General features: G+C 58.1%; 16 protein-coding genes. 7 read left to right on the top strand and 9 right to left on the bottom strand.

The window, feature by feature from the left end; genetic code table 11:
• Nucleotides 1-12: 12 nt before the first annotated feature.
• The 4 genes from ABJF76_RS07755 to ABJF76_RS07740 form a co-directional block, all read right to left on the bottom strand.
• Nucleotides 13-240, bottom strand: coding sequence for a DUF2798 domain-containing protein (locus tag ABJF76_RS07755; protein ID WP_413818855.1), 228 nt, complete (start codon nt 238-240; stop codon nt 13-15).
• A gap of 58 nt (nt 241-298) precedes the next feature.
• Complete coding sequence (locus tag ABJF76_RS07750; RefSeq protein ID WP_413818856.1) at nt 299-1,051, bottom strand: hydroxypyruvate isomerase family protein; 753 nt, start codon at nt 1,049-1,051, stop codon at nt 299-301.
• Between the two features lie 36 nt (nt 1,052-1,087).
• Nucleotides 1,088-1,789, bottom strand: a complete 702-nt coding sequence (locus ABJF76_RS07745; RefSeq protein ID WP_413818857.1) for an SDR family NAD(P)-dependent oxidoreductase — start codon at nt 1,787-1,789, stop codon at nt 1,088-1,090.
• A gap of 145 nt (nt 1,790-1,934) precedes the next feature.
• Complete coding sequence (locus ABJF76_RS07740; RefSeq protein WP_413818858.1) at nt 1,935-2,510, bottom strand: DUF1285 domain-containing protein; 576 nt, start codon at nt 2,508-2,510, stop codon at nt 1,935-1,937.
• 83 nt (nt 2,511-2,593) lie between these two features.
• Here ABJF76_RS07740 and ABJF76_RS07735 point away from each other — a divergent pair, with 83 nt between their 5' ends.
• Genes ABJF76_RS07735 through ABJF76_RS07720 form a run of 4 tightly spaced genes read left to right on the top strand, consistent with a single transcriptional unit; the run spans nt 2,594 to nt 9,283 of the window.
• Nucleotides 2,594-3,601 (top strand): AAA family ATPase, encoded by a 1,008-nt coding sequence (locus ABJF76_RS07735; RefSeq protein WP_413818859.1) that lies wholly within the window; start codon nt 2,594-2,596, stop codon nt 3,599-3,601.
• Complete coding sequence (locus tag ABJF76_RS07730) at nt 3,598-4,479, top strand: DUF58 domain-containing protein (RefSeq protein ID WP_413818860.1); 882 nt, start codon at nt 3,598-3,600, stop codon at nt 4,477-4,479. Before ABJF76_RS07735 ends, ABJF76_RS07730 begins: the two co-directional genes overlap by 4 nt.
• Nucleotides 4,476-7,241: a DUF4159 domain-containing protein gene (locus tag ABJF76_RS07725; protein ID WP_413818861.1), complete on the top strand. Its 2,766-nt coding sequence runs from the start codon at nt 4,476-4,478 to the stop codon at nt 7,239-7,241. Before ABJF76_RS07730 ends, ABJF76_RS07725 begins: the two co-directional genes overlap by 4 nt.
• Nucleotides 7,238-9,283 (top strand): glutamine amidotransferase, encoded by a 2,046-nt coding sequence (locus ABJF76_RS07720; protein WP_413818862.1) that lies wholly within the window; start codon nt 7,238-7,240, stop codon nt 9,281-9,283. The genes ABJF76_RS07725 and ABJF76_RS07720 overlap by 4 nt, the downstream gene beginning before the upstream one ends.
• Here ABJF76_RS07720 and pbpC read toward each other — a convergent pair.
• Together pbpC and ABJF76_RS07710 are read right to left on the bottom strand one after the other, a co-directional pair.
• A complete protein-coding gene (gene pbpC, locus ABJF76_RS07715) occupies nt 9,280-11,274 on the bottom strand; it encodes a penicillin-binding protein 1C (protein WP_413818863.1) in 1,995 nt (664 codons plus the stop codon). The two genes, ABJF76_RS07720 and pbpC, sit on opposite strands and share 4 nt — an antisense overlap.
• Nucleotides 11,274-16,703, bottom strand: coding sequence for an alpha-2-macroglobulin family protein (locus ABJF76_RS07710; protein ID WP_413818864.1), 5,430 nt, complete (start codon nt 16,701-16,703; stop codon nt 11,274-11,276). Before ABJF76_RS07710 ends, pbpC begins: the two co-directional genes overlap by 1 nt.
• Nucleotides 16,704-16,804: 101 nt before the next feature.
• Between ABJF76_RS07710 and ABJF76_RS07705 the strand changes: the two genes are divergently transcribed.
• The gene (locus ABJF76_RS07705) at nt 16,805-18,991 is read left to right on the top strand and encodes a response regulator (RefSeq protein ID WP_413818865.1); all 2,187 of its coding nucleotides are present in this window, start codon (nt 16,805-16,807) and stop codon (nt 18,989-18,991) included.
• Here the strand turns inward: ABJF76_RS07705 and yaaA are convergent.
• From yaaA to ABJF76_RS07690, 3 genes are all read right to left on the bottom strand, one after another.
• Nucleotides 18,979-19,749, bottom strand: coding sequence for a peroxide stress protein YaaA (gene yaaA / locus ABJF76_RS07700; RefSeq protein ID WP_413818866.1), 771 nt, complete (start codon nt 19,747-19,749; stop codon nt 18,979-18,981). The genes ABJF76_RS07705 and yaaA overlap by 13 nt on opposite strands.
• Before the next feature lie 27 nt (nt 19,750-19,776).
• Complete coding sequence (gene recQ / locus ABJF76_RS07695) at nt 19,777-21,819, bottom strand: DNA helicase RecQ (protein WP_413818867.1); 2,043 nt, start codon at nt 21,817-21,819, stop codon at nt 19,777-19,779.
• Between the two features lie 84 nt (nt 21,820-21,903).
• Entirely contained in the window at nt 21,904-22,191 is a 288-nt protein-coding gene (locus ABJF76_RS07690; protein WP_413818868.1) for a YggT family protein, read from the bottom strand.
• Nucleotides 22,192-22,315: 124 nt separating this feature from the next.
• Here ABJF76_RS07690 and ABJF76_RS07685 point away from each other — a divergent pair, with 124 nt between their 5' ends.
• Together ABJF76_RS07685 and ABJF76_RS07680 are read left to right on the top strand one after the other, a co-directional pair.
• Nucleotides 22,316-22,858: an acyl-CoA thioesterase gene (locus tag ABJF76_RS07685; RefSeq protein ID WP_413818869.1), complete on the top strand. Its 543-nt coding sequence runs from the start codon at nt 22,316-22,318 to the stop codon at nt 22,856-22,858.
• Between the two features lie 171 nt (nt 22,859-23,029).
• Nucleotides 23,030-24,394, top strand: coding sequence for an MFS transporter (locus tag ABJF76_RS07680; protein ID WP_413818870.1), 1,365 nt, complete (start codon nt 23,030-23,032; stop codon nt 24,392-24,394).
• The last annotated feature ends 2 nt before the right edge of the window (nt 24,395-24,396 follow it).

The following is a 24,396-nucleotide window of genomic DNA, read 5'->3' as shown; positions in this document are numbered from 1 at the left end:
GTTCCTCCGCCCTTAGTCCGGGATTGTAATCGCCGCGACGATCCGGCGCGCAATAGGTGCCACAAGTAACACAGCAGGAAATGCGGCCGCCCAACTGGGCATCCACGCAGTCATCCATAGCCACACAAACCCGGTACCAAAACCAAGCGTAAAAGCTGTGGAAACGCCAGATACCAAAAATGACATCATCCCACTTAGTACAAAACCAAAGGCAATTTGTGCATAACGTGCCGGAATCATGATACGTCCTCTTCTTTCTTTAACGCTTGATATGGTGCAATCTCGCGCCCTGACAATATCATCGCATCCAATCCAGACCGATCTCAGTCCGCCCAGCAGGCATGTATTCTGCACTCACCCACCCGTCATAGCTGTTCGCGTCAATCGCCGCGAACACAGCGGGGAAATCTATTTGCCCAAGGCCCGGCGCCACACACCCCGGGGCATCAGAAATTTGAATATGACGGATCAACGGCAACAGGTCCTGAAACCGGCCCAACACATCCCCAGCAATCATCTGAGCGTGGTAGGTGTTAAATTGCAGAGCCACATTCGGCGCGCCGGCCGAATCAATTATGTCAGCGGCAAGATCAAAACTGTTTAGAAAGTAATCCGGTTGCGCCTGTGCGTTGAAAGGCGTCAATGTCAGACATAAATCCTCTGGCAAGGCAGAAGAAACGCGTTTGAGATTGGCAATCATGGTCGCCTTCGCGTGCGAGCCTTCCCCGTCACCGCTCATCACATGGATCAGCTTTGCACCCAGCGCCTGCGCATAACGCACCGCCCGGCGCATGTCATAGTCAAACCGCGCCTCGCCGCCAGGGATGGCTGCAAACCCACGCGCACCGCCTGTGTAATTCGGCCCCGGCGCGTTCAACAGAACCATCTGCAAGCCATTGCGGCGCAGCGCGGCCTGCGTGGCAGGAGCAGGAACATCATAGGGAAACAGCACCTCGACACCTTCAAATCCCGCCTCAGCAGCAGCGTCAAAGCGATCAAGATAGGGCAATTCGGCCCAAAGGTGTGTCAGGTTGGCTGAAAATCGCGGCATGAGATTCAGTTTAGCCCTCGGTGGCCCAAGACGTCATCAAAAGGTCTCAACCCATGGGCGCAGTGTCATTTCGTCTGACCACGCAGAGCGGTGTTGATCAATCAATTGCAGATAGGTTGCAGCCAAGGCATCCGGGTCTAGCATTTTGTCTGTGCCATCATCCGTTCTTTCTTCCCGCGCAGTATTGGAAATACCACCATCAATATTGACCCACGCCACATGGATGCCTTTAGGATGCAATTCCCGCGCCATAGATTGCGCCAGCCCGCGTTGGGCGAATTTACCCATGGCAAAAGGCGCAGATTGCGCAAACCCTTTCACCCCAGCCGAAGCACCGGTGAACAAGATCGTCCCTTTGCGTCCATCCTGTACGGGCTGGTTCAGCATCTTTTTGGCAGCAGCCCGCCCGGTCAAAAATGACCCAAACGCGGTAATCTCAACGGCACGGCGCACGTCTTCGGGCTCGAGTTCCGCGATAGGGGCCCGTTGGCGCGCCGATGGGTTGTAGATGGCAACACGCAAAGGGCCCTCAACGGACGCAAAAAGCGCATCAACCTGAGTAGGGTCGCTGCCATCCAACGCAACAGCGCGGGCACCCGTCTCTGCAACAAGGTCGGCCAGCTTGTCCGTGTTGCGCGCGCCCAGAACTAGAGCGTAGCCCGCGCGGTGCAATTTCCGCGCAAGTGAGGCGGACAAGCCACTACCTGCCCCAATAATGACCGCTGTTCCCATATCCATATCCTGATCCTTTTTTCTTCAAAAAGGGCGGAGGACACCTCCGCCTTACCATTTGAGGTGGGTTACCTGCGCGCCTGTTCCCAGTCCTCAACAACGCACAACTTCTGTGCACCAGTAAGGCGCACTTGTGCGTGCGCCGCCCCGCTTAGGGCAGTTCAGCTGATGGAATAATCCCAAAAAACGTATCACCCGACCAAACGCCAAACCAGTCATCATGATGCACCCCCAAGTCGACCAATCGGTAAAAGCTCTTGCGATCAATTAGCGCCTCAAGCTCTGCGCGGATCAAAACATAAGGCGACGGTTCGCCCGTTTCCGCATCGCGCTCCACTCGGATTGGATGATCCGGCCCCGCCACCGCCGTGTCGCCCACATGGGTCGTAAAGGTCAAAACCTGATCCACTCCTGTGCCAGAGGCCTCAAAATCCTGCGCAACAAATGGGGCGTCATCGACGGTAATCCCCACTTTCTCAACCGGCGTGACAAGGAAATATTTCCCGTCCTCTCGTTTAAGAATCGATGAAAACAGTTTGACCAACCCAGGTCGTCCTATTGGAGTTCCTTGATAAAACCACGTCCCATCACGCGCGATGCGCATATCCAGATCACCACAGAACGGTGGATTCCACAGGTGTACTGGCGGCAAACCGCGTGTTTTTGCAGCAGTTATTGACGCAACCAGCCCTTCGGCATCAGGTGTCACAGATTTTTGTCTACTCATATGTTTTGCCATTCCTGTCCAAGGCAATAGATTGTGCTAAAGGTATACCTTGAATGCCATATATTCCGAATGAAAGAGAAGTCATGACCGACGCCGAAGACCTTGTTGCAGACATCGAAGCACTTGGGGGCAAGCTGGCCGCGGCCAAAGCCTCGATCACCAAACGCTTTATCGGACAGGAACGCGTGGTCGATCTGACCCTAACAGCCCTTTTGTGTGGAGGCCACGGTTTGTTGATCGGCTTGCCCGGTCTGGGCAAAACCCGTCTGGTCGAAACCCTCAGCACCGTCATGGGCCTTGATGGCAGCCGCATCCAGTTCACGCCGGACCTGATGCCGGCAGACATTCTTGGCTCCGAAGTTCTCGACACAGCCGAGGACGGCACGCGCGCCTTCCGCTTTGTGCCCGGTCCAGTGTTCTGCCAACTTTTGATGGCGGACGAGATCAACCGCGCCAGCCCACGTACGCAATCTGCGCTGTTGCAGGCGATGCAGGAAAAAACAGTTACCGTGGCTGGTCAAGACCGTCCACTTGGCACTCCTTTTCATGTGCTTGCCACCCAAAACCCCATCGAGCAAGAAGGCACTTATCCCTTGCCCGAAGCGCAACTTGACCGCTTCCTTGTTCAAATCGATGTTGAATATCCCGACCGCGCGACAGAACGTGACATTCTGCTGGCGACCACCGGCACGGTGGATGAACAGGCCACGGCTGTTTTCTCGGGTGGCGAACTTCTTGCTGCGCAAACTTTATTGCGCCGCATGCCAGTGGGCGACAGCGTGGTCGAGCTGATCCTTGATCTGGTGCGCACGTTCCGCCCCGGCGAACCCGACGCGCCTACCATCGTGCGCGAAACCGTGGCATGGGGCCCCGGTCCGCGCGCCGCGCAGGCCTTTATGTTAGCCGTGCGTGCACGCGCACTGTTGCAAGGTCGTCTGGCCCCATCCGCCGAAGACGTGATTGACATGGCGCGCCCAGTTTTGACCCATCGCATGGCGTTGAACTTTGCGGCCCGTGCACGCGGCGACAGCCTGTCCGATTTGATCACCGAAACCGCCGCCAACCTATCAAGCCGAGAGGCCGCGGCGTGACAACACCCCTTGTCCTGCGGGAAAAAGCGGAAACTCAAGCCGCCCGCTTGCCCGCCCTTTTGGCGCGGGCAGAGCAATTGGCCGGGGCCGTTTTGCTGGGCGACCATGGTCGTCGCCGCGCAGGTATGGGGGATGATTTTTGGCAATACCGCCCGGCGCAGGTGGGCGACAGCCTGCGCATGATCGACCACCGCCGCAGCGCCATGGGCGACACCCAATTCGTGCGCGAACGCGAATGGCAAATTGCGCAGTCGGTGATGCTTTGGGTCGATCAAGGTGCCTCAATGCGCTTTGCTTCAACCCCGCAACTTACAACCAAGGCTGAACGCGCCCGAGTGCTTAGTCTTGCAACTGCCATCCTATTGGTACGTGGCGGCGAACGTGTCGGCCTGACCGGCACGCGCCTGCCACCGCGCCGGGGCACGCCTCAAATTCTACGCCTCGCCGAGGTATTTTCCGAGGATGCTGACGAAGACTATTCCCCACCCGAACACCGCGCAATGGTGCCCCATGCACGTGCCGTATTTGTGTCCGACTTTATGGGCGATATCGAAGCCGTGCGCACAGCGCTGACCAAAGCCGCCGACCGCGGCGTACGCGGCGTTCTTCTGCACGTCCTTGACCCGGCCGAGGAAGCATTCCCCTTTCGCGGACGCACCGTCTTTGAAAGCATGGGCGGCACGCTAGAACATGAAACGCTGAAGGCGTCCGACCTCAAAGATCGCTACCTCGAACGTCTCGCCGCGCGCAAAGCAGAATTACAACAGTTGTGTTCCGTGGCGGGCTGGCAATACGGGCTACATCACACAGACGCTTCGACGCAATCTGGTCTGCTTTGGATCTGGCGCGCACTGGATGGCGGAAGGCTACGCACATGACCGTTTTTGGCCCACTTGGGTTTCTGTCTCCTTGGCTTTTGGTCGCATTGGTGGCGCTGCCGATCCTGTGGCTGATTTTACGCGCGATCCCTCCTGCTCCAATCCGCCAACGCTTTCCCGGTGTGGCGCTTTTGTTGGGTCTTCAGGACGACGAATCCGTATCAGACCGCACGCCGTGGTGGCTGTTGTTGCTGCGCATGTTGGCAGTCGCGGCAATGATTATCGGCCTTGCTGGTCCTGTGTTGAACCCCGACAAAGACGGTGTCGCGGGCGACGGACCTTTGTTGATCGTTATGGACGGCACATGGGCAGGGGCCGCAGGATGGAGCCGTCAGCTCGAAGCCATCGAAATCGAGTTGCGACGCGCCAGTGCATCCGGACGCGAAGTCGCGCTACTGCAATTGGTCACCCCCGAACCCGCCGTGTTCCAAGCAGCAAGCACCATCATCACCTTCTTACCGGGTCTTGAACCCGCCCCATGGCAACCCGGAGAGGTCGATACGTTGGTCAACGCCTTGCCCGGCGGAAACTTTGAAACCATCTGGTTCAGCGACGCGTTAGATTATCCCGACCGCGCGCCCATGCTTGAGACATTGGAAACCCGCGGTCCTGTGCGCGTGGTCCAGGCCGTCTCTGATGTCATTGCTCTGCCCCCTGCGGCTTACGTCGATGGGCTGGTTGAACTGACCGCCGTCCGTGCGTTTCCCGGCGTCGAGCGCGGCGTGACTATTTTGGCCCAAGGGCGCGACCCTGCTGGCAATGCGGCGACTTTGGCTTCGGCCAATGCTGTGTTTGAAACTGGCGGCACGACAGCCCAGACAGCCCTGAACCTACCTGCCGAATTGCGCGCACGTGTCACACGGTTTGAGGTGCAGGGCGCAAAATCTGCAGGCTCTGTCACGTTGGTGGATGACAGCCTGCGCCGCCGCGAAATCGCATTGATTGCAGGGCGCGAAGACCGCGAAGGCCTCGAACTGTTGTCGCCGTTGCACTATCTTGAACGCGCCCTTGCCCCCACGGCTGACTTGCTGAACGGATCGTTGTCCGACATCCTGCCCGCCAACCCCGATGTGATCGTTTTGGCCGATGTGGCCACGCTGTCTGATGGGGAATCCGCCGCCATCTCGGATTGGATCGCAAGCGGAGGCTTGTTGCTGCGCTTTGCAGGTCCGCGCGTCGCGGCCAGCGACATTTCCCGCGAAACCGAAGACCCATTGATGCCCGTGCGCCTGCGTTCTGGCGGGCGCAGCGTCGGCGGTGCAATGAGTTGGGGATCGCCTAAAACTCTTGCGCCATTTAAGGAAGGTTCGCCGTTTTTTGGGCTGTCGGTGCCGGATGACGTCGCGATCACTTCACAAGTTATGGCCCAACCTGATCCAACGTTGGCCGAGCGGGTGATCGCTGAACTAAGCGACGGTACTCCGTTGGTCACGCGCAAGCGCGCGGGTCAAGGGCAGGTCGTTTTGTTCCATGTCACCGCCAATGCGGAGTGGTCTTCGTTGCCGTTGTCAGGCCTGTTTGTTGAAATGCTGGAACGCCTTGCCGTTTCAGCCACAAGCGCAACACCAGATGCGGGTGATCTTGAAGGGACAATTTGGACCCCTCAAATCGTGATGGACGGTTTTGGCGCGCTGCGCGACGCAGGCGCACGCCCCGGTGTGGCGGGCCCTACTTTGGTGACGGCCCCTGCCAGCCCTGATTTACTGCCCGGTGTTTATACATCGGGGGACCGCAGTTTGGCCCGCAACGTTTTGACGGCGGATGCCACGCTGGAACCCGCAGTATGGCCTGCACGGATCGAAGTGTCGGGCCTGAGCGTTGAACAGGAACAACCCCTTGGCGGGCTGTTGTTGGCCGCAGCAATCGGTTTGCTGCTGCTTGACGTCATCGCCTCGCTCGCCCTATCGGGGCGCTTGATCGGCGGGCTGCGTGCCAGCCGCACCGCCGCCCTTGCCGCATTGCTGTTCGCAGCACTACCGTCTGGCCAAACCCAAGCCCAACAAAGCATTGAAGACGAACTTTCCTCTGCGTCTGAACTTGTGCTGGCCTATGTCATCACCGGAAATCCACAAGTGGACGAGGTATCAGAGGCAGGCTTACGCGGCCTGTCAGATACGCTGTTCTTTCGCACCTCAGTCGAACCGTCCTCGCCCACAGGTGTGAACCTTGAAGCCGACGAATTGGCATTCTTTCCCATCCTTTATTGGCCCATCACGCCGGACCAACCCCGTCCGTCGCGTGAAGCCTATGCTAAGCTGAATGATTACCTGCGATCAGGCGGTTTAATCCTATTTGATACGCGCGATGGCGATATCGCTGGCTTTGGCGCGGCCAGCCCCAATGGGCGCAAGCTGCAAGATTTGGCTGCTCCGCTAGACATCCCTGCGCTTGAACTTATCCCGCGGGACCACGTGTTGACGCGCACCTTTTACCTGCTTCAGGATTTCCCAGGCCGCCATCTGAACAGCGAAGTCTGGGTCGAAGCCGCCCCACCTGACGCTGAGCAAATCGAGGGCATGCCATTTCGCAATCTTAACGACGGCGTGACGCCGGTAGTGATTGGCGGCAACGACTGGGCCGCAGCTTGGGCTGTGACACCTTCGGGTCAGGCGATGTTGCCCGTTGGTCGCGGTTTCGGAGGCGAGCGGCAGCGCGAACTGGCTTATCGCTTTGGCGTGAACCTTGTGATGCATGTGCTGACAGGCAACTACAAAAGCGATCAGGTGCATGTGCCTGCGTTGCTAGATCGGCTGGGACAATGACCGGAACTATCCTTTTTGACCCGTTGTTACCGTGGCCTGTTTTGGCTGTGTTGGCTGTTGTGGTCGTGGGCGGCGTGATCCTTGCGCTGATGCGCGGTCTTAGCGGTTGGGCATTGCGCGGGCTTGCCGGGCTTGTGGTCTTGGCTGCTTTGACCGGCCCCACCTTGCAAGAAGAAGACCGCGCTCCCCTAAGCGACATAGTCATCCTTGCGACAGACGAAAGCGCCAGCCAACGCCTGCGCGACCGTCCTGATCAAACCACCAGCACTGCTGACGCCCTAAGCGCTGCTTTGATCGCGCGGGACAACACCGAAGTGCGCCGCGTCACGGTGCCAGATGGCGACGAAGACGCGGGCACGCGGTTGATGACCGCCTTGTCGGACGCGCTGGCCGAAGAACCACGCGCCCGTGTCGCAGGCCTTATCGCGATCAGCGATGGGCAAGTACATGACGCAGACCTGCCGCTGGACCTGCCAGCCCCCTTGCACCTGTTACTGACAGGCAAGGAAACCGATTGGGACCGCCGTCTGATGGTCAAAAACGCACCCGCTTTTGCCATCATCGGCGAATCTGTCACACTAACCTTACGGGTCGAAGACAGCGGTGCGGCCCCGGCCAATAATGGCGTGGCTCCGCTTGATATTTCTGTCGGCGGCGCTGAACCGCAGCGGTTTAACGTGCGCATCGGCGAAGACATCGAACTGCCTGTGACCTTGCCCCATGGCGGGCGCAACGTGATCCAATTCACCGTGCCGGAGGCAGACGGAGAGTTGACTGACCGCAACAACACCGCCCTGATCCAGATGAACGGCGTGCGAGATCGCTTGCGCGTGCTGCTTGTGTCTGGCGAACCACATTCAGGCGGACGCACATGGCGCAACTTGCTCAAGTCCGACAGCTCTGTTGATCTGGTCCACTTTACCATCCTGCGCCCCCCAGAAAAACAAGACGGCGTGCCTGTCAGCGAGTTGTCCCTGATCGCCTTTCCGACGCGCGAACTGTTTTTGGAAAAGATCGACGATTTCGACCTGATCATTTTTGATCGCTATAAGCGGCGCGGGATCTTGCCTGCTCTCTACCTTGATAACGTAGCACGTTATATCCGCGAAGGCGGTGCGGTTCTGGTTGCCGCCGGGCCGGACTTTGCCGGAGCCGACAGTATCTTTCGCTCACCCCTTGGTGACGTGATGCCCGGCGAACCTTCGGCACGTGTGCTGGAACAACCCTATCGCCCCACCGTGTCCGATATCGGCAAACGCCACCCCGTCACCACCGCCCTTCCCGGTGCAGGTGACTGGGGCCGTTGGCTACGCCAGATCGAAGTCGACGCGCGCGACAACAGCGTTGTGGTGATGGAAGGGATCGACGAACGCCCCCTTTTGGTCCTCGAACGGGTCGAAGAAGGACGCGTGGCTTTGCTGGCATCCGATCATGCCTGGCTGTGGAACCGGGGCTATGAAGGTGGCGGGCCGCAGTTGGAATTGCTGCGCCGTTTGGCCCATTGGATGATGAAAGAGCCTGAGCTTGAGGAAGAAACCTTAACCGCTACCGCCACCGGCCAATCCATGCGCATCCAGCGTCGTACGCTGTCGGATTCCGTGCCACCTGTGACCATTACGGGCCCCGACGGCACTGTCACTGAACTTGATCTGACCGAAGCCGCGCCGGGCCAATTCGAAACCCTATTTGAAGGACCGGACATCGGCCTATACCGCCTTGAAAATGGTGACGAGACAACGGTTATCGGCCTTGGCCCAGCCGCGCCCAAGGAATTCGAAGCAACCATCGCAATCGCAGACATCTTGGGCGAACGTGTCGCCAGCACACGCGGCGGCGTTTTGCGTATCGAATCCGGAACGCCCCGTATCCGCACTGTGCGCGAAGGCCGCCCCGCCGCAGGGCGCGGTTGGATCGGCATCACCCCACGCCAAGCATACGAAACCCAAGATGTGCGCCAGATGGCATTGCTGCCGCCGTGGCTTGTGTTGTTGTTGGCAGCAGGTCTGATCACTGGCGCTTGGTTGCGTGAAGGGCGGCGTTAAGGCCTAAGTTCAACCGTGATGCGTGTCGAACGACCTGCCGCGTCGATCACTGCGATATCTGAAAACCCGGCGCCCAGAGAACCGACTTCGATGTGACGTGTGTGCAGCCCAGAGGCCAAGGGCGCTCCGTTCAAAAGCACCGTGAGGGGCAGCACGCCGCCTTCGACTTTGATCACTGTTTCAGCCTGCGCCAAAACAGCGCCATCAGGCGGAAAGGCCAGTACTGGGTTCGCATGTGTGGGTCGCGCCAGACCAAAGCGCCGCAAAGGGGCAGGCAAATCGGCCGTCGTTGAAATAAGCGTATCCGGAGGGGGCGCAGGTGCGGCCGCAAACGACGGCTTCAACCGTCCAAAGGCCTCAAATAACAAAGGCGCGGCGTGATCGGCCCCGAACGCGCCCGGCACCGGCGTTCCATCCGGTCGCCCGATCCAAACCCCAATCACGTGCTGCCCGTCATAGCCAAAAGCCCATGCGTCACGGTGCCCATAAGACGTGCCCGTCTTGTAAGCGAGCCCCCCCGGCGCCCCTGCAGGTGGTGCAATGCCGCGCAAAATGTCCCCGACCTGCCAAGCCGCACGCGGCGCCATCACGCGATACCCGGGCCGTCCGTCACCTCGTTGATCCGACACTGAAACCTCGACACCCAATTGCGCAAGGCCAGCGTACATTCGCGCGATGTCTTCAAGGCTTAGCCCCACACCACCCAAAGCTACCGCCAAACCCGCCTGCCCCCCCGGCAAGATCGGTTCGGCCCCAAAGGCGCGCATTGCGGCCATTAAACGATCCGGCCCCAGCGCTTCGGTTAAGGCGACGGGGGGAATGTTAAGCGACAACGACAGCGCATCCCGCGCGGTCACATCGCCACGAAACTGGCCATCGAAATTTTGCGGCGCGTAACGCCCAAACCGTGTGGGGCGATCGGCGAACACAGTTTCGGGGTGAGCAAGTCCACGATCAAAAGCCAACCCATAGATAAGTGGTTTCAACGTCGATCCCGGCGAGCGTTTGGCGCGCGTCATATCGACAAATCCAAGCGCACCATTCGCGTCCGAGTAATAAGGCGCACCAACGCGGGCAAGCACGTCGCCGTTTGTGTGATCCAACGCGATCAACGCCACGCTTACCCCTGCTCTTTGTCCAGCAGCGTGGGCCCGAACCAGGGTTTCCATCTTTTGTTGCAGAGCAACCGAAAGGGTGGTCGGAAACCGGCGTGCATGAGGGTTCGCCCCGCGAAGTGCGTCGGCAAGATGAGGCGCAAGGCGTGGCAAATGGCGCATTCTTCGTGGAACATCTGCCCGCGAAGTCGCAGCGCCGACACGTGCCAAGACCCGATCGCGTGCGTCCAAGGCTGCATCTGGAAAACGGTCAGAGCGCCGCGCTTCGGGTGCTTGCGGCAAGGCAACCAACAAGGCCGCTTCGGACGGCGACAGGCGCATCGGTTCTTTTCCAAACCAGACCAATGACCCGCTGCGCACCCCTTCGATCCGGCCACCATAGGGAGCGTGTTGCAAGTAAAGATGCAGGATTTCATCCTTACTCAATGACCGTTCAAGCGCCCAAGCCAGCCGCATTTGCCGCCATTTACCATGTATGGACCCGGTACCAGAATTTTCGAGCAAACGTGCCACTTGCATCGTCAGAGTCGACCCGCCTGACACCACCTTGCCAGATGTCGCGGCCTGACCGAAGGCACGTACCATCGCGCGCGCATCCACACCGTTGTGGTGATAAAACCGTTTGTCCTCGTAGGCGATCAGCATGTCGGTGAGTGTCGGATCAACAGACCCCGGAAGCACCGCCAATCGTACCCGCCCGTCCTCGATATCAAAGGCACGCATCAGCACGCCATCACGGTCACGCATTTCGACCGATGTCTCGGCCAAGGTAAGGGGCAGAACCGTCCGGGCCACCCATGCGTCCCATCCATCGCGCGTTGCAGCGATCGCCAACAGACAGATCGTCAGTGCAATGAAAGGACGGTGGCTAGGCATCACTCGGTCACCACCGTGCGTCCCGTTTCGGTTACCGCACGGTATTCGGCGCGGTACATGTCTTCGACCAAGGCAGCCGGGTGATGGAATTCACCGGGACTGACGGCGCGCGCGATATATGCCAGCTCGAACGCTTTTTCCCCGCGATGATCTACGGCCGCCAGAAAGCGGTCACTGCGAAATTCAGCGTGTTCGGTGGCGGCGGGGTTTAGCCACTCCAACCCGCGTACATCGCCTGCACGCAGTAAGTTGGGATTGTCGATCTCGATCCCTGCGGGCAACGGATCGTCGATCATCAACCGCCCGCCGGCGTCTTCGAATGGAACCACACGCAAGACGATGACACGGCGTTCTCCCACACGCCAAGGGCCATCCACAACGGCGCCATCCAAATCATAGGACGCGCGTGAAATACTGTAGCCGTAACCGCCTGCTTCGGGTGCGACCACGGGCACGCCGTAAGTGGTTAACGTCACGTCCTGCGCAGTGTCAGACAGGTTACGGATGGCCGATGCCGCCTGCCCTGCCAATCGCGTTTGGACCAATGGGCCGGACACGGGCGTACCATCCACGCTTAACACCGCGGCACCTGCATCACTGCGCAAAGCCTGAGCCGCCATCAAAACCTGCGCCGCCTCTTGTGTTGAATAGCGCCCCGATTGCCCCACAATCCCTGCCGCCAATGCCGTGCGATCAACTGCTTGGCTGCCTGCTTCTGCCGCCAAATGCAGTAGGCCGGCGACATCTCGCAAAGGTGTTCCATAATCGTCGCGCCATCCAGATTGCGCGCCCGGTTGTCCAAACGCCAACTCCTGCGCCAAGGCAAACATCTGGTCAGCGCGGGTTTGTTCGCCGTAATTCGCCAATGCTGCGCCAAGTTGGGCGCGGGCCAAAGGTGTCGCAAATGCCTTGGCCTTGGTGTCGGCGTAATATCGCAGATCCCCAATTGAGGCGGCTCCGTTTCGGGCCAGAACCATAAGGGCATAAGCGATATCTTCGCCGCCTTTGTCGAAGTCGGGCGCGTAATTGATGCGATTGCGTAGATTATCGAGGGCTGTGCGCACCGGCCCCGCCGGCACGTCATAGCCGAGCATCTGCGCCCGTGTCAGGAAGTCGGTGACGTAAGCATCCAACCAAAAGTCCCCGGATTGCGCGCTCCAAAGTCCAAAGCTGCCGTTGCCCGTCTGTCGCGTCAGCACTTGATCAACAGCCGCATCGATCCGCGATGCAATCCCGTCGATACCGGCTGAGTTTGCCATTTGCGGCGCATAAAGCAGTGGCAGTGCCGCCGAGGTCACCTGTTCAGTACAGCCATAGGGATAACGATCAAGCTGTCTGAGCAACCCCGGCATATCAAAACGCGCCAACGGTCCGGCGGCAAGCGTTGCACTGGCCGTGTCAGGATGCAGGTTGGCGAAGACATTGTCGTCAAAGGTCAGCACCTCGCCCGCGCCCAGCGTGAAGCGCCGCGTTGTGGCAGTGACCGGATCATTGGCGCGCACGCCAAGTGTCAGGGTTTTGCGCAGCACGGTGCCGTCAGGGGTGGTCAAGGCCACTTCGATCAGATGGTCGCCTGTCGCATCGGCGTCAATTGGCAGGTGAACACGAACCGTTCCACCCTTGGCGACATCAACCTGTGTCGGGGCGGTCCCAAGGTCCAGACCTGTAGCGCGCACGCTCAACGGCATCGCACCAGCTGCACCACTTGCGTGGACAAATTCCAACATCATCCGGCTGGCATCCCCCGGTGCCAGAAAACGCGGCAAGGTAGCTGAAATCACCACGGGATCGCGCGCCAGCATATCTTGCGAGGCTTGCCCGATACCTGTGTCGGACCACGCGACCGCCATTAGTCGTATGGATCCATTGAAATTCGGGCGCGGTATGGTGATCGTCGCTGTCCCATCTGCGCCAACGGCGACAGGCCCAGAAAACGTAGCCATCACTGCTTCGGTCGGAGGCGGGCCTGCGCGTTCGATCCCCCGCGTGGCATCGCCACCGGACCGGACCGTGCCCATTGCCCCATTGCTTGCATCAATCAACCGCCCGTACATGTCGCGCAATTCAACCCCAAGACGGCGCTGTCCAAAGTAGTGTCCCTGCGGATCAGGCGCAGCAAAGCGCGTAAGGTTCAGGATACCCACATCAACTGCGGCAAGCGTGACGAAACCCTGTGCATCCCCAAGGCCATCGACCCCCACTGTGACATCGGTGCTGCCCGCTTGCCCATCCACGGCGTCAGGCGCATCGATGGAAACCCGCAACGCCTTTTTGCCGGGATCAACGCTGGCATGGGCAAGCCCCAAGGCACGCGTTGGGCCGACCCCTTCGCCACCACTGCGCAGCACTGACGCCGTAACGTAAGCCCCAGTGCCCCACGCCGCGTTCACCGCAAGCGGCACTATGGTTTCCCCGGCGCTGACGGACACCGTTTGGCGCGCAATCACATCGCTTGAAAGGATCGACACCAGTGCGACGCCATCAAAAGGCGCAACCAGCCGCAATTGCGCGGTATCGCCTATGCTGTAACTTTTGGCATCCAGCGACAAAGCCAGCCGATCCGGCGTGGCGCTGCTGTCTGCGCCGCCATACCAGCCCGACGCAAAACCGACAGACGTGGCCGTATAAGTCCCAGCCTGCGTTTCCACCACCAGTTCATAATCGCCCCATTCCGTTGCGACTTCTAACGGGACAGGCGTTGCGCTTAAACTTGTCTTGCCCTGTGCCACACGAATCCGCCGCGTCACTGGTTCCCAATTCCAGTTGCCAAAAAGCTGATACCATTGATAGCGGGTCTCGACCTTGTTCACGGTCCATTGCACGGGCACTGCTTCGGCCCCGAGTGCAACCAATTCAAAACGCGCGGTGCCCCCTTCGGGCAGCACGTCATCAAAGCCAGGTTTGATGCCGATCACAGCCCCCTCTGGCGCGATGGCGCGGGTTAGGGTCTGTTCCACAGGCCGCCCACCGCTGTCCGAGACGCGCACATTTACCACGGCCTCAAGCAACACGCCTTCGGCGTCGACCTCGGGCCATGTCGGCGCGACCTGCGCGCGACCGTCCGCATCGGTGCGCCCCCCGTCAAAGTAACGGTTTTGGGCAGAAAAATGGGTATCGTGTCGTCCAAAAAGATACCCGTGCCAACCGTCGATCGAGGTACGGCGCTGCACGCGCAAATCGCCCTCGATCACGAGATCCGATCCCGGCGCGCCAAACAGGTATTGCGCATCGACCTGCACAGAGGCGGGCGCGTTCAAGCGCAGATCATCGTTGGGCATGTCCAAGGTGACAGCGATGCGATCCGGGATGAAATCTTCGACCAGCACGGTGGTGGTGGCCAGCGGTGGGGCCTCAAGATCACCCATCACCGCAATCCGCCAAGTGCCGCGTGGCGCGCCGTTCGCCAGTGGCATCGTCAACACGTGCCCGCCGGCACTGTCGGCAGTGCTAACTGTGCGGCTGTACTCCACCCCATCCGGGCGCGACAGGATCGCAGTAAGAGGAAGGCCCGAAATCGACGCTGCCTGCGCATCGCGCGCCAATGCCGTGGCAAAGATCGTCGAACCGGGGCGATAAGCACCGCGATCCGTGATTAGAAACACGTCGATTGGCGGTGCGGGCGGACGTCCCTCGACGCCGCGATCCGACAGATCAAACGCGGAATCCGTTAGCGGCAGAAATACAAAGTCATCGCCTGTCTCAACCTGCACAAGTGCCGGCGCAGCACTACCACGCCCACGGGTCAAACCTGCCTCGAAATGCACGAAACCTTCGGCATCCGTTACGGCAGTGCCCAACACGGCATTCGCGCGCGAGACAAGGCGCACTTCGGCCCCTGTAACCGCCTCTGCGTCGCCTAAACCACGCACCGCTGCGGTAAGCCCGTCGTTGCCTTGCCACGTGGACACACCCAGATCGGACAGCACAAACCACTGCGCCGCCGATAACACACCAGAATCGTCATTTCCCGGTTCACGCGCGCTTAGCACGTAAATGCCCGGTGGCTGGTTCGACAGCACATCTCCCAATGGTAACCGTGTCAGCACCTCTGCGTTCAGCGTTGATTGAACTTCGCCTGTGCCGCGCCAAATTTCCTGCGCGATCTCGGTATTGAACTGTTCGGCCTGCCATCTAGACATGGGACGACCAAAGAAACCTCCGCGTAGCGACTGTACCAGATTGCGATCACTCACGCGGCTTAGAACCAGATCAATGGCGCTGAGGTTCACGGTTTCTACCGGAATGTTCGCACCGGCTGTGCGGGGCAGTACATAGGCGCGGCCGGGGAAGCGCACCGCAGGTGAACGGTCGCGCACATAAAGGGTTAGGGTGACGTCCTTATGCAGAACTTCGCCACTTGCCGCCGGCAGGCCTGATCGTAGCGTCACACGATATCGTTCGCCATGCCGCACCCCGTCCAGACACAAATCTTGCCCATTGATACCTGCGATCAACTCATCAACTTCGCTACGCACAAAGGGGTCATAGTCAACGCCCCCCTGCACCAAAGGTTCTGAGAACGTGGCACAGATGCGAGGTTGGGCCGCATCACTGTCCACACGGGTGTCCGTGACACGAAAGCCATATTTGCCAATCGCGTTGTCCAAAGCGGTGGCGACGTCATCACGTGGCTGCAAGGTTTGCGCCAACCGCAAGGCTGGGATCATATCGCGCCCTCGTCGATTGGCCTCATATGCCTCGGCCAAGCTTTGCAAGGCGCTTACTTGGCCCCCCGGAGCTGCGGCACGCAAGTAGGCATTTAAGGCTGCAGGCACTGCATCGCGCCGCGCCGCATTGCGTAGGCTGGTTGGCGTGCCATCCCCCAAACGCAGTGCGATAAATGCATAACGCGCCCACATATCTGCCGCATCATCGACCGCAACAGCCGCGCCGGTCCAGCGCAACGCCGCGGCCCGATCGCCCCGGGCCCAAGCGTCAACAGAAGCATTCAACAGTTGACCCTGTGTTTGGCCATTGGCGGGATAACGCGCGCCCATGGTCAGCGCCAGATTGCGCGCCGCATTCAAGTCTTGATCACTGGCGCCCAATGCCGCTGCACGATCCAAAGCCGCCTGTTGTACGGCAACGTCGCCTCGCACCCGCTGGGCAGAAATTGCACCCGCATAAGGCTGGCGTTCGGTGATTTTTGATTTCGGGAAACACGCATTCGAACGGCTGTTGAAGGTAAAGGCAACGCATTGATCATCAGCGCTGCACGCGCGTTGGCAAGCTTCAAACGTTGTGTCGAACAAAGCCGTGCGATCTGCTCCGAAAAAATCCATATCTTCGGTCAAAACGTACCGTTGATCCGGCACAATTTGCTGACCGATTGCTGCGCTGGCCCAGATCAACGCAAAGCAGGACAGGATAAAACGGTGCATAAAAATCTCCGGATCAAAATGGGGCAGGCTATCGTTGTAACCTGCCATGACCGACCCTTCGCATGCAAATATTTCAAGCCGTACGGGTTAAGGTAATGTTCACCACACCCATGACATATCGGTGCCAGACATTTCGGCGGAGCACATGAATGACCCTTGCAAACAAGCTAGCTGTAGAACGGCGGGGTCGCCTTGCCGCCGAGCGATTGCTTGAGCTTAAGCAGGCGGAACTTTCTGCCGCGAACCGGAAGCTGGGGCGGCATGCTGCGGCTTTGCAAGGCGAGATCACGGAAACACGGGCGCAAGTCGCAACCGTAAAAACTGAAAACGAACGGGTCAAAACCGAGCTTGGGCAGGCCAATCAGAAAGTCGAAATTGCTGAACGACGTTTGTGGCATTCGGTTCAAACCATCACGGACGGCTTTGCATTTTTCAACTCCGACAATCAGATGATCGCCGCCAATGCCAGTTATCTGGCGCCGTTTAACGGGCTGGAAGTCATCCGCCCCGGTGTGCATTATGTCACGATCCTACAGGCGATGACGGATGAGGGGATTATCAACACGGGCAATCTGGCAGCAGATGACTGGCGGCAGTTGATGACCGAACGCTGGATGCAACCACAACCCGAACCCATTACAGTTCGAATGTGGAACAATCAGTACATCAAACTGGTCGACCGTCGGGGGCAGGGCGGGGACATCGTTTCGCTTGGGCTGAACATCACCGAATCTGTGCGTTATGAAAAACAACTGAAAACGGCCCGCGCCGAAGCAGAAGCCGCAAGCCGCGCCAAATCCGCATTCCTTGCCAACATGAGCCACGAAATCAGGACGCCCATGAACGGCGTCGTCGGCATGTCTGAATTGCTCGGCGATACAGGATTAAGCGAAGAACAACAGCTATACGTCGATACGATCAAAAACTCAGGCGAAGCCCTTTTGGTCATCATCAATGACGTGCTTGATTACTCCAAAATCGAAGCAGAAAAACTGCAACTGCATCCTGAACCTTTCGATCTTGAGCGCTGCATTCATGAAGTGATCATGCTGCTGCAATCCTCTGCACGCGACAAGAATCTGACGTTGCTTGTGGATTTTGACCTGTTCTTGCCAACGACATACGTCGGCGACCCCGGCCGCATGAGGCAGGTTCTGACCAACCTGATGGGCAACGCCGTCAAGTTCACCAACGAGGGGCACGTGCTGGTGCGCGTAACCGGCGTACCCGACATTGAAAGCGGCTGCGCAAACGTGAACATCACGATAGAGGATACCGGCATCGGTATTCCCAGCGACAAAATCAAACACATCTTTGGTGAATTCAATCAGGTCGAAAACGAACGGAACCGACAGTTCGACGGCACGGGTCTTGGGCTTGCGATTTCGCAGCGTCTTGTTGGTTTGATGGGGGGTGAAGTCTGGGTGACCAGTGAAGACGGCATTGGATCATGCTTTGGGTTTAGCATTCCACTTAGTCTCAGCACTGCCATTCTACCCGAACATCCCCCTGTCCCCGAAGGGCTGCGCCGGGTGCTTGTTGTCGATGATATCGAGGCAAATCGCACGATACTATGTCGTCAGTTGGAACAAATTGGGCTTGGCGTCGTGACCTGTGCCAATGGGGCGGAAGCTTTGCAGCACCTTGCAGACATCGACCTTGTGTTGACCGATCATAACATGCCTGAAATGGATGGGTTAGAATTGGCCGAAACGATGCGGGCACAAGGCGTGGAAACTCCGATCTTGTTACTTAGTTCCAATCCTAGCTTTGCCGCCAGTGATCCGGGCGCTGCTCATTTGCACGCCATTTTGCAAAAACCCGTGCCGCGCGCCGAATTGTTTGATCGTTTGCAATCCGTCGGGCCACTTGTGACGCGGACAACGCAAGGTGACGCACCGCAAATTGTTAAAGGTCCGCGTAAAATGCGTGTCCTTGCTGCCGAGGACAACAAAACCAACCGACTTGTTTTTTCCAAAATGGTCAAAGATGCCGACATTGATTTAGAATTCGCCGTTGACGGGATCGAGGCTGTGGAAAAGTTTCAGCAGTTTGACCCGGACATGATATTTATGGACATTTCGATGCCGAAAATGGACGGTAAAGCGGCGGCCGTCGAAATTCGCAAGATCGAGACCGACACCGGCGGACATGTCCCGATCGTCGCGTTAACTGCGCACGCGATGGATGGCGACGATGCGGGTATTCTGGCCAGCGGCATCGACTATTACCTGACCAAACCGCTGCGCAAACCCGAGATACACGGTAAATTGCGCGACCTTTGTCCAGCCGAGGCGTCGCCACCTTTACCGAATGAAGATCTTCAAGCCGGATAAGGGCGCACAAATACCAACCGAGTCTCGTCCGACGCTTCGGGTTGGAATTGATAACCATCCACCTCAAATGCCCGAATGCCATCCAAATTCTGTACTTGGTTTTGCACGATATGGCGCGCCATGGCACCGCGTGCGCGTTTCGCGAAAAAGCTAACGATCTTGGGCCCAGCGCCTTTGTCTTCCATAAAGACGGGGGTGATCACTTGCGGTTTCAACGCCTTCAACGGCACAGCACCAAAATACTCTTGGCTAGCGCAGTTGACCAACATATTGGTCCCAGTTGTTTCGGCCTGCGCGTTCAAAGCTTTGGCGATGTCATCACGCCAATATTCATACAACGACGCACCACGGCGCGTTTTTAAACGGCTGCCCATTTCCAGTCGGTAAGGTTGGATCGCATCCAACGGGCGCAACACACCATAAAGCCCTGATAAAATTCGCAAGTGATCCTGCGCATAGGCCGTGTCATCCGCCGACAGGCTTTCTGCGTGCAAGCCCTGATAGGTATCCCCCGCAAAGGCCAGCATCGCTGGGCGGGTCAGTCCTGCGTCGGGCGCGTCCTCGAAAGCAGCAAAACGGTCGCGGTTCAACCGGGCCAAATCGTCGCTTAGGCTCATCAACGTTTTTAGGTTATCCAGCGTGAGGTTGCGCGCCGTACGCACCAATCGCACAGCGTCATCCTGCATCATGGGTTCCGTTGTCGCCACATCTCGTTCTGCCCAATCCAACCGTTTGGCCGGAGAAATCACCACCAACATCGCATCACCTCGTTTGTTTCAACTGATTTAGCCCGCGTCCCGCAGCACGTCCAGAAAAGCCGGACCGAATCTTTCCGCTTTGCGATCCCCCAGCAGTTGTTCAAGCGCCGCATCATCCCCGTTGCGCAGTTGCGCCACCTTCGCCAGTTGCGAGGCAGAACAGCTAAGCGGCTTGTCTGTCCCGTCTTGCCCTCGCGACAGTTCCGCCTGAACCGCCAGTAATTGATCATAGATCGCACCAGCACCCTGCCCTGCCAACTTGCGTCGCGTTGGGTGCAAGGCCGCGGCTTCTCCGTTGATGACCTCAAGAAACGCGTCGCCGAATTTCTCAAGTTTCTTGGCGCCCACGCCGCTGATTTGCGTCATTTGATCCAGATCGTTGGGGCGCTTCTCAGCCATCTCGATCAACGTTTTATCAGGGAAGATCACATAGGCTGGAACCCGGGCCGCCTCTGCCAGGCCGCGCCGTTTCGCTTTGAGTGCACTTAGCAATGGCGCGTTTTCCTCGCTCACCATTTCCTTGACCGCCGGTCGCCGTTCAGATGCGGCGGCAATTGTGTCGCTTCGCAGGGTGATCTTGGCCTCGTCCCGCAAGATCGGCAGTGCCGCATCCGTCATACGCAGCGCGCCAAAACGATCCGGGTCGGGCCGTATCAGATCATGCCCCATCATCTGGCGAAACACGGCTTGCCATTGCCCTTTGGAATACTCTTTGCCGACCCCATAGGTGGGCAAGCTGTCATGGCCACGCTGTTTGATCTTGTCCGTCTGCGCGCCCAGCAAAATATCAATAAGGTGGCCTGCACCAAACCATTCATCCGTACGCAACATGGCGGACAGCGCTTTGCGCACTGCCGTCGTGCCGTCAAAAACCTGCGCCGGTGCGTCACACAAATCGCAAGTCCCGCAGGTAATTTCTGTTTCGCCGAAATAGCCCAGCAGTGTTTTGCGCCGACATTCCAACGCCTCGGCCAGACCCAGCAACGCATTCAGCCGCGCATGATCAGCCATACGCCGTTCGGGCGGAGCCAACCCTTCGTCAATCTGAGATCGCCTTAGTTTGATGTCCTCCGGTCCAAACAATGTCAGCGTTTCAGCAGGTGCACCGTCTCGCCCAGCGCGCCCAATTTCCTGATAATACGCTTCGATCGATTTCGGCAGATCGGCATGCGCCACCCAGCGGATGTCGGGTTTGTCCACGCCCATGCCAAATGCAACAGTGGCGGCGACGATTAGACCATCTTCCTGCTGAAATCGGCGTTCGGCGATGCGGCGATCTTCGGCCTCCATCCCGCCGTGATAATGGATGGCGCTGTGCCCAGCTTCGCGCAACGCGCGCGCCAACGCTTCTGTTTTGGCACGCGTGCCGCAATAGACGATGCCGGATTGCCCTTTGCGCACTTTGGCGAAATTCAGGATCTGTGTGCGCGGTCCATTTTTGGCGGCAAAAGCCAGATGAATGTTTGGGCGGTCAAAGCCCCGCAAGAAGGCACGCGGAGGTGTGCCGTCAAATAGCTTTTCGACAATCTCGACTTGAGTTTCTGCATCTGCCGTCGCGGTGAAAGCGGCCAAAGGCACATCCAGTGCCTGTCGCAACGCCCCAATACGCAGATAATCAGGGCGGAAGTCATGGCCCCACTGGCTGACGCAATGCGCCTCGTCCACTGCAATCAGGCTGACGCCAATGCGGCGCAACATGCCGATGGCCGAACCCCCGGCCAACCGCTCTGGTGCCATGTACAGCAGCTTTAATTCACCGCGTTCCAGCGCTGTCCAAACTGCGTCAGTTTCTTCGGGTGTGTTGCCAGACGTCAACGCGCCAGCGGTCACGCCCGCTTCTTGTAGAGCCCGCACTTGATCTCGCATTAAGGCGATCAAGGGGGAAATCACCACAGTCACCCCGTCACGCAACAGGGCAGGCAATTGAAAACACAGGGATTTACCACCGCCCGTCGGCATAATGGCAAGCGTGTTTTCCCCCGACGTTACGGCGTTTACGATCTCTTCCTGACCTGGGCGGAAGTCGTCAAACCCGAATACGTCTTGCAACAGCGTGGCAGCGCTGACCATGTCTCAAAACCCTGTCAAATTTTATGTAGTCTGCTCGTTTGATACAGACTCACATTTTAACAGGCGGTGAACAAGTCCTTAGGCTTAGGCCAGCCCGAAGACGGCCGGCAGAATAAACGCCCGCAAAGCGATCACCGCGATGAAGGCGACAAGCGGGGCAAGGTCCAACGGACGCGTGTCGGGCATAAAGCGGCGGATCGGAGTATAGATCGGCTCGAGCAGCTTGTTCAGCCCAGTCCAAATTTGCGCCACGATTGGTTGGTGCAGGTTCAGCACTTGAAAGCTGATCAACCAGCTCATGATGATGTGTACAATCATGACAGTATAGACGACGCTTAGGATCAATTGCAGCGTTTGGTAGATGGCTATCATAGGGGTTCGTCCTTTTCTTTGTCCAAGAGTTAGGATGCGTAGCCAATTGGCGCAAGGTCACTTTGACCACATGGTTGACGTTCCGCCGCAGTGCCGCAATTTGGAACCACAGGAGTATTGCCCTATGTTTCCTTTTGTTCGCCTTGCCAAGGATATGCTTTTAGCGGCCCGCCAACCTGCCCTTGCCCTGACGGATACGCATGTGTCGCAGCATCGCGTGTGGCCTTGGGATCTGGACGGGTTTCTTGAATTGAACAATGGGCGGACGCTGACGCTTTATGACCTGGGGCGTATGAGCGTAGGGCTGCGGACAGGTTTGACGTCGGTGCTTCGGTCCGAAAAGTGGGGGATGACAATCGCAGGATCATCCGCGCGCTACCGCCAACGCTTGCGCGCGTTTGAGCGGTTCGAAATGCGAAGCCGTTGCGTGTGCTGGGATGAAAAGTTCATCTATCTTGAACAATCGATGTGGAACACGGACGGGGTATGCGCCAGTCATGTACTGTATCGTTCAGCCGTTACCGATCGCGACGGCATTGTGTCACCGGACCGCGTTTTGACCGCAATGGGGCAGACGTCAAAGGCCCCCAAAACACCCGCATGGATCGCCGGTTGGATCAAGGCCGAAGCCATGCGGCCCTGGCCGCCAATGAACCATCCGACATGACGCGAACAGACACGAACACGGTCTTCGGCTATTTCCCGAAACGGAAAAAGCACGCGCCGACAGGAAATCATTTCGATTTCCGACCGATCTTTGTAACAAAGATCGCATCCTTTCCTTGCCACTCTGCCTTTCGCCTGCTTTTGTCTTAAAAACAAAAGAGCAGGGATAAAAATGTCAGAGATCAGTCTCAAAAAACGCATCTGGGGATGGTTCTTTTTTGATTGGGCCAGCCAGCCTTATCACACTGTTCTTCTAACTTTTATCTTCGGCCCATTCTTTGTCTCGCTCGCAAGCGAGAACTTCATGTCTCAAGGGATTGAAACCGAACTTGCCAAAGCCAACGCGCAGGCAATGTGGTCTTTCACTCTTACGATTACGGGTCTCATCATCGGCTTTGGTGCGCCTTTACTTGGGGCCATGGCCGATACCGGTGGTCGGAAAATTCCATGGGTGATCGGCTTTTCACTGATGCTTGTCGCGGGTGCCAGCGGGCTTTGGTTCACAGCCCCTGATGGCAGCAACATCATGTGGATGTTATGCGCTTTTGCCTTTGGCTTTATCGGTGCAGAATACGCGCTCATCTTCATCAACGCACAACTTCCCACCCTTGGGACAGAAGAAGAAATCGGAAAAATCTCGGGTTCTGCTTTTAGCTTTGGCTATGCAGGTGGCGTTCTATCCCTGTTTATCATCCTTTTGTTGTTTGCAGAGCAGGGCAATGGCAAAACGCTCATCGGACTCGACCCGGGTTTTGGTTTGCTCGATGCAGACACACGCGAAGGCACACGTTTTACTGGCCCCTTCGTCGCCCTTTGGTTCACCATCTTTATCATCCCCTATTTCATGTGGGTGCGCGAAGCCCGCCCGACAGGCAGTCGCACCTCTGCTGGGGCCGCATTGTCACGACTTTGGGGCACCATCCGTAACTTGCCTGCCAAGCGCAGTTTGATGACTTATCTCGGTTCATCCATGCTGTACCGAGACGCCCTAAACGGCCTTTACAGCTTTGGAGGGACCTTTGCCCTTTTGGTACTGGACTTCAGCGTCGTGCAGGTTGGTGTGTTCGGGATTATCGCAGCCATCGGGGCTTCGGTCTTTAGCTATCTTGGCGGGCATGCCGACACACGTTTTGGCCCCAAGCCTGTTGTGATCGTAACGATCCTTGTCTTGATGGGCGTCTGTTTCATGCTGGTGAACCTGTCACGCGACAGCATGTTTGGCATTCCGTTGGCCCAAGGCTCGGCCGCGCCTGACATCATCTTTTACATCTGCGGCGTACTGATTGGCGGCATGGGCGGCATCATGCAAGCGGCCAGCCGTACGCTGATGGTACGTCACTGCGACCCCGCCGCACCAACAGAGAGCTTTGGCCTTTACGGTCTGACAGGTCGCGCCACGGCATTCATCGCCCCATTCTTAATCGGGGTTGCCACTGCCGCCACTGGCAGCACACAATTGGGCGTTTCTCCGCTGCTTGGACTCTTCCTTTTGGGGCTGATCATGCTACGTTGGGTCAATCCTAAGGGCGAGAATTAACC

Source organism: Tateyamaria sp. (genome assembly GCF_039940735.1).
Taxonomy (GTDB): Bacteria; Pseudomonadota; Alphaproteobacteria; order Rhodobacterales; family Rhodobacteraceae; genus Tateyamaria.
Note: the sequence above shows the minus strand (reverse complement) of the source record. Positions and strands in the feature narration are given on the sequence as shown.

Coding starts and splice junctions, on each gene's coding strand:
- ABJF76_RS07750 (WP_413818856.1), bottom strand. CDS start 1,051: ATGCCGCGATTTTCAGCCAACCTGACACACCTTTGGGCCGAATTGCCC.
- ABJF76_RS07680 (WP_413818870.1), top strand. CDS start 23,030: ATGTCAGAGATCAGTCTCAAAAAACGCATCTGGGGATGGTTCTTTTTT.
- ABJF76_RS07710 (WP_413818864.1), bottom strand. CDS start 16,703: ATGGCAGGTTACAACGATAGCCTGCCCCATTTTGATCCGGAGATTTTT.
- recQ (WP_413818867.1), bottom strand. CDS start 21,819: ATGGTCAGCGCTGCCACGCTGTTGCAAGACGTATTCGGGTTTGACGAC.
- ABJF76_RS07755 (WP_413818855.1), bottom strand. CDS start 240: ATGATTCCGGCACGTTATGCACAAATTGCCTTTGGTTTTGTACTAAGT.
- ABJF76_RS07690 (WP_413818868.1), bottom strand. CDS start 22,191: ATGATAGCCATCTACCAAACGCTGCAATTGATCCTAAGCGTCGTCTAT.
- ABJF76_RS07735 (WP_413818859.1), top strand. CDS start 2,594: ATGACCGACGCCGAAGACCTTGTTGCAGACATCGAAGCACTTGGGGGC.
- ABJF76_RS07705 (WP_413818865.1), top strand. CDS start 16,805: ATGACCCTTGCAAACAAGCTAGCTGTAGAACGGCGGGGTCGCCTTGCC.
- yaaA (WP_413818866.1), bottom strand. CDS start 19,749: ATGTTGGTGGTGATTTCTCCGGCCAAACGGTTGGATTGGGCAGAACGA.
- ABJF76_RS07720 (WP_413818862.1), top strand. CDS start 7,238: ATGACCGGAACTATCCTTTTTGACCCGTTGTTACCGTGGCCTGTTTTG.
- ABJF76_RS07685 (WP_413818869.1), top strand. CDS start 22,316: ATGTTTCCTTTTGTTCGCCTTGCCAAGGATATGCTTTTAGCGGCCCGC.
- ABJF76_RS07725 (WP_413818861.1), top strand. CDS start 4,476: ATGACCGTTTTTGGCCCACTTGGGTTTCTGTCTCCTTGGCTTTTGGTC.
- ABJF76_RS07745 (WP_413818857.1), bottom strand. CDS start 1,789: ATGGATATGGGAACAGCGGTCATTATTGGGGCAGGTAGTGGCTTGTCC.
- ABJF76_RS07740 (WP_413818858.1), bottom strand. CDS start 2,510: ATGAGTAGACAAAAATCTGTGACACCTGATGCCGAAGGGCTGGTTGCG.
- pbpC (WP_413818863.1), bottom strand. CDS start 11,274: ATGCCTAGCCACCGTCCTTTCATTGCACTGACGATCTGTCTGTTGGCG.